We start from the raw sequence: 8,073 nt of genomic DNA, 5'->3' as shown, positions 1-8,073 counted from the left end.
CCACCGGCAGCGTGCAGTTGCTCACCGAGGACCCGGCCCTGGGACCGAGACCGAACCGCCCGCGTCGCGCCGCCGTCTCCGCCTTCGGCATCAGCGGCACACAATGCCCATCTCATCCTGGAGCAGGCCCCCACGTCCGAGAGCCTCGAACCGGCCCCGGACACCGCGCCGCAGCCGACCACGGTCCCCTGGATCCTGTCCGCCAAGAGCGAGCAGGCCCTCCAGGCCCAGGCCCAGCAGTTGCGCACCCATCTTGGGCTGAGCCCCGAGCTGCGCCCGGACCGAGTCGCCCACGCGCTCGCCACCACGCGGTCCCTCTTCCAGCACCGGGCCGTGGTGGTGGCGGATGAGCGCGAGGCGTTCGACCGCGCGCTGACCGCCCTCACCCGCGGCGAACCGTCCCCGGCCGTCGTCCGCGGCACGTCACATCCGGGCAAGACCGCGTTCCTGTTCACCGGCCAGGGGGCCCAGCGGGCAGGCATGGGCCGGGAGCTGTACGAGGCGTTCCCGGTGTTCGCGCGCGCCTTCGACGAGGTCTGCGCCACGCTGGACCAGTACCTGGAAGCAGAACAGCCCATCAAGGACGTCATCTTCGCCGACGACCAGGGCCCGCTGAACCAGACCCGTTCCACCCAGGCCGGGCTGTTCGCGCTGGAGACCGCGCTCTATCGCCTCGTGGAATCCTTCGGCGTCACACCCGACTACGTCACCGGCCACTCCATCGGCGAACTCACCGCCGCCCACATCGCCGGGGTCCTCACCCTGGACGACGCCTGCTACCTGGTCGCCGCCCGAGGCTCGCTGATGCAAGGGCTTCCCGCCGGGGGTGCCATGATCTCGGTGCGCGCCACCGAGGAGCAGCTGCGCCCGCTGTTGGAAGGCCGCGAAGACGAGGTGGCCATCGCCGCCGTCAACGGCCCCAGCTCCCTGGTCATCTCCGGCGACGAACAAGCCACCACCGACATCGCCGCCACCCTCGCCGAACGCGGCATCAAGACCCGCCGCCTCACCGTCTCCCACGCCTTCCACTCCCCCCACATGGACCCCATGCTGGAGGAATTCGCCCGCATCGCCGCAGAACTCACCTACCAGCAACCGACCATCCCGATCGTCTCCAACCTCACCGGAGAGCTGGCCGACCCCGACGACATCACCACCCCCGCCTACTGGGTCCGCCACGTCCGCGAAGCCGTCCGCTTCGCCGACGGCATCACCACCCTCCACACCCACGGCGTCCGCCACTACCTCGAACTCGGCCCCGACGCCACCCTCACCACCATGGCCCAGGACAGCGTGTCCGACGACGCCGACGACGTCGTGTTCGTCCCTGTCCTGCACCGCGAGCGGGACGAGAACCACACCCTCCTCACCGCCCTGGCCACCGCACACACCCACGGCGTCCACGTCGACTGGACGCCCCTGATCGGTGACACCAGCACACCCACCGCGCTTCCCACCTACCCCTTCCAACGCCAGCGCTACTGGCTGGAAAGGCCCAGGCCCACCGCGGGTGCCGACGGTCTGGGGCTGACGGCGACCGGCCACCCGGTGCTGACCACCTTGGCCGAACTGCCCAATGGCGGCGGACACCTCTTCACCGGCCGCGTCACCGGATCCGACCCCGCCTGGGTGGCGGAGCACGCCATCTTCGGCGCGATGATCGTGCCCGGTGTGGCCTTCGTCGATCTCCTCCTCCACGCGGGCACGCCACGTGGACTGCGACCACATCGAGGAACTCACTCACCATGTGTTCCTCGCCGTACCGGAGCGCGGCGCCCTCCAGCTCCGTGTGCTCGTCGAACCGGCTGACGACTCCGGGCGGCGCTCCCTCGCGGTCTACTCCCGGCCGGAGGACGCCCCGGCCGAGAACGAGTGGACCTGCCATGCCACGGGCGTGCTCGCGGCCCAGGAGCGGGAAGCCCCCGCCACGACCGGCGTGCTGACGGACGATGTCTGGCCCCCGGCCGCCGCGACCCCCATGGACACGGAGGAGTTCTACCGCCGGGTCACCGATGCGGGCTTCGGCTACGGACCGCTGTTCCGGGGGATGCGCGCGGCCTGGCGGGACGGGGACACCACGTACGCGGAAGTGTCCCTCCCCACGGACGCCGATCCCGGCGCGTACGGCATCCATCCCGGTCTGCTCGACTCGGCGCTCCAGCCGGCTGCGCTCGTCGCGGGGCACGAGGCGGCGGAGGACACCATCCGGGTTCCGTTCTCGTGGAGCGGCGTGTCCCTCCACGCGACGGGGGCGAGCGCCCTGCGGATCCGTCTCATGTGGCCCACACCGGACACGGTGTCGCTGGTCATCGCGGATCAGACGGGTGCACCGGTGATGACGATCGACGCCCTCATCATGCGGTCGGTCGGCCCCGACCAACTCGCCGCCGCGCGTGCTGCCGACGCCGGAGAGCTGTACGAGGTCGACTGGCTCGCCGTCCCGACGCCCGAGGAGGAGATACAGGGCACGGTCGAGGTCCCGCAGGACGCGATGGCACTCCCCACGGCGCAACGGGACGACGACACCACCGGGCCCGATGTGTACGTGACATGGTGTGTCTCCGAGAACGCTGCCGACCCGGCACGGTCCACCCGCGACCTCACGCATCGTGTGCTCGGCCTCGTCCAGGCAGTCGTGTCCGATGACCGGCCGGACTCCCGTCTGGTGATCCTCACCAGGGGCGCGATGTCCACCGGGACGGGCGACGAGCCGACCGACCTGGCAGGAGCGGCGGTCTGGGGGCTGATCCGCACCGCTCAGTCGGAGCATCCGGACCGGTTCACCCTGATCGACCTCGACGGCTCGGATGCCTCGCTGACGGCCGTCCCGGCCGCGATCGCCACGACAGAACCCCAACTCGCCGTACGCGACGGCGCTCTCCTGGCCCCGCGCCTCGCCCGCCCCGCCAACCTTGACACTTCTGCCCCCTCTCCGGCGCCGTTCGCCCCGGACAAGACGGTGCTCATCACCGGCGGCACCGGTGCCCTGGGCACGCTCCTCGCTCGCCACCTGGTCAGCACGTACGGCGTACAGGAGGCTGCTGCTCATCAGCCGGAGCGGGCCACGGGCCGAGAGCGGCATCGCCACGGAACTCGCCGAACTCGGCGCCGAGGTCACGATCGCGGCCTGCGACGCCGCCGACCGGCAGTCCCTGGAATACCTGCTCGGGAGCCTGCCGGAGGAGCATCCGCTGAGAAACGGTGGTGCACTGCGCCGGGACACTGGACGACGGCATCGTGACGGCGCTCAGCCCTGAGCGGTTCGACGGGGTGCTCCACCCGAAAAAAAGACGCCGCGTGGAATGTCCCTCTGCTGTCCCGGGACCTGGACCTGGACGCGTTCGTCCTGTTCTCGTCGGCGGTCGGTGTCCTCGGCTCTCCCGGGCAGGCCAACTACGCGGCCGCCAACAGCTTCCTGGACGGACTCGCCCAGCACCGCCGTGCGTGCGGGCTGCCCGCGACGTCGCTCGCCTGGGGGCTGTGGGATCAGGGCGGCGGCATGGCCGGGACCCTCGATGAGCAGGACCGGGCGCGCATGAGCCGCAACGGGCTGCTGCCGATGCCCGCCGACCAGGCGCTCGCACACTTCGACGCGGCGCTGGAGGCGGCCCCGGCCGTTCGTGGTCCCGGCCAAGCTCGACCTCGCGGGCCTGCGTGCCCGTGCCACGTCCGCCCCCGTGGCGCCGATCTTCCGTGGCCTGGTCCGTACACCCCTGCGCAGCGCGGCCCAGTCGGCGGCAGCCGGAGGGAATGCGGGCGGCCTGCGGCAGTCGCTCGCGGGCACCCGGAGCCCGAGCAGGACCGGGATCGTGCTGGACTTCCTGCGCGGCCATGTGGCCACCGTCCTCGGACACGGCTCGCCCGACGCGATCGACCCCGCGCACTCGTTCAAGGACCTCGGCTTCGACTCGCTCAGCTCCGTGGAGCTGCGCAACTCGCTCAACAAGGCGTCCGGGATGCGCCTCCCCTCCACTCTGTTGTTCGACTACCCCACGCCCGCGGTGCTGGCGAGCTACATCCGTGGGGAGCTGGTGGGCAGTGGGCAGGCGGAGGCGACCGGCGCTCAGGTGGCCCGGCGCACCGCCCGTACCGCACCGGCTGCGACCGACACGGCCGAGCCGATCGCGATCGTGGGCATGGGGTGCCGTTTCCCCGGTGGCGCGAGCACGCCGGAGGAGCTGTGGCGGCTGGTGGCCGAGGGCCGCGACGCGGTCGGGGCGTTCCCCGACAACCGCGGCTGGGACGTCGAGAACCTCTACGACCCCGACCCCGATGTGCGCGGCAAGACCTACGTCCAGAAGGGCGGCTTCCTCTATGACGCCGACCGCTTCGACCCCGAGTTCTTCGGCATCACCCCGCGCGAGGCCCTCGCGCTCGACCCCCAGCAGCGCTTCCTTCTGGAGACCGCTTGGGAGACGTTCGAGGACGCGGGCATACGGCCCGACACCCTGCGCGGCAGCGACACCGGTGTGTTCGCGGGAGTGGCGGCCCAGGAGTACGTCTCGCTGACGCATCACGGCGGCGAACCCGTCGAGGGCTATCTGCTGACGGGTACGACGGCGAGCGTGGCGTCCGGACGGGTGTCGTACACCTTCGGCTTCGAGGGCCCTGCGGTCACGGTGGACACCGCGTGCTCCTCCTCGCTGGTAGCGCTCCACTTGGCGTGCCAGTCGCTGCGGAGCGGCGAGTGCTCCATGGCCCTCGCCGGGGGCGCGACGATCATGGCGAATGCCGGGATGTTCCTGGAGTTCAGCCGACAGCGCGGGCTGGCCCCCGACGGCCGGGCCAAGTCCTACTCCGCGGCCGCCGACGGCACGATCTGGGCCGAGGGCGCGGGCATGGTCCTGCTCGAACGCCTCTCCGACGCCCAGGCCAACGGACACACCGTCCTGGCCGTCGTACGCGGCTCAGCGGTCAACCAGGACGGCGCTTCCAACGGCCTCACCGCCCCCAACGGACCGTCCCAGCAACGCGTCATCAACGCCGCGCTGGCCAACGCCGGGCTGACTCCGGACCAGGTCGACGCCGTGGAGGGCCACGGCACGGGCACCACGCTCGGCGACCCCATAGAGGCACAGGCCCTGCTCGCCACGTACGGACAGAACCGCGAGGAGCCGCTGTGGCTCGGGTCGTTCAAGTCCAACATCGGCCACGCCCAGGCGGCGGCCGGTATCGGTGGCGTCATCAAGATGATCCAGGCCATGCGCCACGGCACGCTCCCCCAGACCCTCCACGTCGATGAGCCCAGCCCCCATATCGACTGGGACTCGGGCAATGTCCAACTCCTCACCGAGGCCCGCGCCTGGCCCGAGACCGACCACCCCCGCCGCGCCGCCATCTCCTCCTTCGGCATCAGCGGCACCAACGCCCACCTCATCCTCGAACAAGCACCCACCACACCCACCCACACCCAACCCGCCACCACCACCGTCCCCTGGCTGCTCTCCGCCAAGACCGAACAAGCCCTCCGCGACCAAGCCCAACGACTCCTCGACCACACCACCGAACACCCCACCCTCCACCCCACCGACATCGCCCACACCCTCGCCACCACCCGCACCACCTTCGAACACCGGGCCGTGGTGGTGGCCGATGAGCGCGAGGCGTTCCACCGCGCGCTGGACGCCCTCACCCGCGGCGAACCGTCCCCGGCCGTGGTCCACGGCACCCCGCACCCGGGCAAGACCGCGTTCCTGTTCACCGGCCAGGGCGCCCAGCGGGCAGGCATGGGCCACCAGCTCTACGATGCCCATCCCGTCTTCCGCGACGCGTTCGACGAGGTCTGCGCGACCCTCGACCGCCACCTCGACGCCGAACGCCCCCTCAGGGACGTCATCTTCGCCGACGACCAAGAGCCGCTGAACCAGACCCGCTTCACCCAAGCCGCGCTCTTCGCCCTGGAGACCGCGCTCTACCGCCTCGTGGAATCCTTCGGCATCACACCCGACTACCTCACCGGCCACTCCATCGGCGAACTCACCGCCGCCCACATCGCCGGAATCCTCACCCTGGACGACGCCTGCCGCCTGGTCGCCGCCCGCGGCACCCTGATGCAGGCGCTCCCCAGTACCGGCGCCATGATCTCGGTGCGCGCGACCGAAGACGACATCCGGCCCCTGCTCGAAGGCCGCGAAGACGAGGTGGCCATCGCCGCCATCAACGGTCCTACCTCCCTGGTCATCTCCGGCGATGAACAAGCCACCACCGACATCGCCACCACCCTGGCCGAGCGCGGCATCAAAACCCGCCGCCTCACCGTCTCCCACGCCTTCCACTCCCCCCACATGGACCCCATGCTGGAGGAATTCGCCCGCATCGCCGGAGAACTCACCTACCAGCAACCGACCATCCCGATCGTCTCCAACCTCACCGGCGAGCTGGCCGACCCCGACGAGATCACCACCCCCGCCTACTGGGTCCGCCACGTCCGCGAAGCCGTCCGCTTCGCCGACGGCATCACCACCCTCCACACCCACGGCGTCCGCCACTACCTCGAACTCGGCCCCGACGCCACCCTCACCACCATGGCCCAGGACGTCCTGCCGGAGGGCGTCACCTTCATCCCCACCCTCCACCGCGACCGGGACGAGGACCACACCCTCCTCACCGCACTCGCCACCGCACACACCCACGGCGTCCACGTCGACTGGACGCCCCTGATCGGTGACACCAGCACACCCACCGCCCTCCCCACCTACCCCTTCCAACGCCAGCGCTACTGGCTGGAGGCGTCGAAGCCCACCGTCGGCGCCGCGAACACCTCCACCCATCCCCTCCTCACCGCGACGATCACCCTGCCCGACGGGGAAGGCGCCGTGTTCACCGGCGAGGTGTCGCTGAAGGCCCAGCCATGGCTGAGCGATCACGTCGTGCACGGAACGGTGGTGCTGCCGGGCGTGGCGTTCGTGGATCTGCTGCTGCACGCGGCCGGGTACGTGGGCTGCGATCAGATCGAAGAGCTGACGCACCACGCCTTCCTGGCCGTGCCGGAGCGGGGCGCTCGGCAGCTGCGGCTCACCGTGGGGGCCGCGGACGAGGCCGGACGGCGGTCGTTCTCGCTGTTCTCGTCGGAGAGCGGGGCGGCCGAGGAGACGGCCGAGTGGACGCGCCATGCCAGCGGTTTCCTCGCGGATTCCGCTCCGGAGCCCGCGTTCGACCTCACGGCGTGGCCGCCCGCCGAGGGCGAGTCGGTCGACGTCGAGGAGTTCTACCGCGGGTTCATCGGGCGCGGATACGAGTACGGGCCGCTGTTCCGGGGCTTCCGGGCGGGCTGGCGGGTCGGTGACACCCTCTACGCGGAGATCGCGCTCCCGGACGGTACGGACCCGGAGGCGTACGGCGTTCACCCGGCCCTGCTGGACTCGGCGCTGCACCCGCTGATGCTGTTCTGGTACGAGTCGGAACGCGTACGGCTGCCCTTCTCGTGGAGCGGTGCGGCGTTGCACGCCGTGGGCCCGTCCCGGTTGCGGGTGCGGCTGTCCCGTTCGGAGCGGGATGTGATGTCGCTGGCGGTGGCCGACGCCACGGGCGCTCCCGTACTCACCATCGCCGGGCTGGCGATGCGCGAGGTGGCGCCGGATCAGCTGGCCGCCGCCCGCGCCCGGCAGAGCGATGCCCTCTACGAGCCGAGCTGGCTCACCGTGCCCGCGCCCGCGTCGCAGACCGGCGGCCCGTGGGCGGTGGTCGGCGTGACGGAGGTGGCCGCCGCTCTCCGTAGCGCCGGGATCGACGCGGTCGACCACGCCACCCTCGCCACGCTCGGCGGGGAGGGCGCCAAGCCACCGCAGATCGTGGTGGCGGGTCCTGCCCGCTCCGACGGCGGCGACCTGGCGGCGGACGCACACACCGCGGCCGCCGAACTCCTCGCCCTGGTACAGGACTTCGTCTCTGCCGACCCCCTCGCCGACGCGCGGTTGGTGGTGCTGACCCGAGGGGCGGTGGCCACGGAGGACGGTGAGCGGGTGCCGGATCCGGCGGCGGCCACGGTGTGGGGACTGATGCGCACCGCGGACGCGGAGTATCCCGGCCGGTTCGTGCTCGTCGACCTGGACGAGTCGGACGCCTCGTACCGTG

Annotated in this window: 3 protein-coding genes and 2 pseudogenes; all 5 read left to right on the top strand. The window is 71.4% G+C overall.

The features are described 5' to 3' along the window. A partial coding sequence (locus tag SSOG_RS39705; RefSeq protein ID WP_208867423.1) for an acyltransferase domain-containing protein occupies positions 1–1,809 on the top strand: 1,809 nt, incomplete at its 5' end. Beyond that, positions 1,712–2,836, top strand: a pseudogene (locus tag SSOG_RS39700) (polyketide synthase dehydratase domain-containing protein); the annotation flags it as partial. The gene SSOG_RS39705 and the pseudogene SSOG_RS39700, both read left to right, overlap by 98 nt. Before the next feature lie 145 nt (positions 2,837–2,981). Beyond that, positions 2,982–3,257, top strand: a complete 276-nt coding sequence (locus tag SSOG_RS58695; protein WP_425385476.1) for a KR domain-containing protein — start codon at positions 2,982–2,984, stop codon at positions 3,255–3,257. Then, positions 3,254–3,427: pseudogene (locus tag SSOG_RS58690) on the top strand (KR domain-containing protein); the annotation flags it as partial. The gene SSOG_RS58695 and the pseudogene SSOG_RS58690, both read left to right, overlap by 4 nt. A gap of 193 nt (positions 3,428–3,620) precedes the next feature. Further along, the coding region (locus tag SSOG_RS39695) for a type I polyketide synthase (RefSeq protein ID WP_245606481.1) at positions 3,621–8,073 on the top strand (4,453 nt) is incomplete at its 3' end.

This window comes from Streptomyces himastatinicus ATCC 53653 (assembly GCF_000158915.1).
In the GTDB taxonomy this organism is placed as follows: Bacteria; Actinomycetota; Actinomycetes; order Streptomycetales; family Streptomycetaceae; genus Streptomyces; species Streptomyces himastatinicus.
This window is presented reverse-complemented; position numbering and strand designations above follow the sequence as displayed.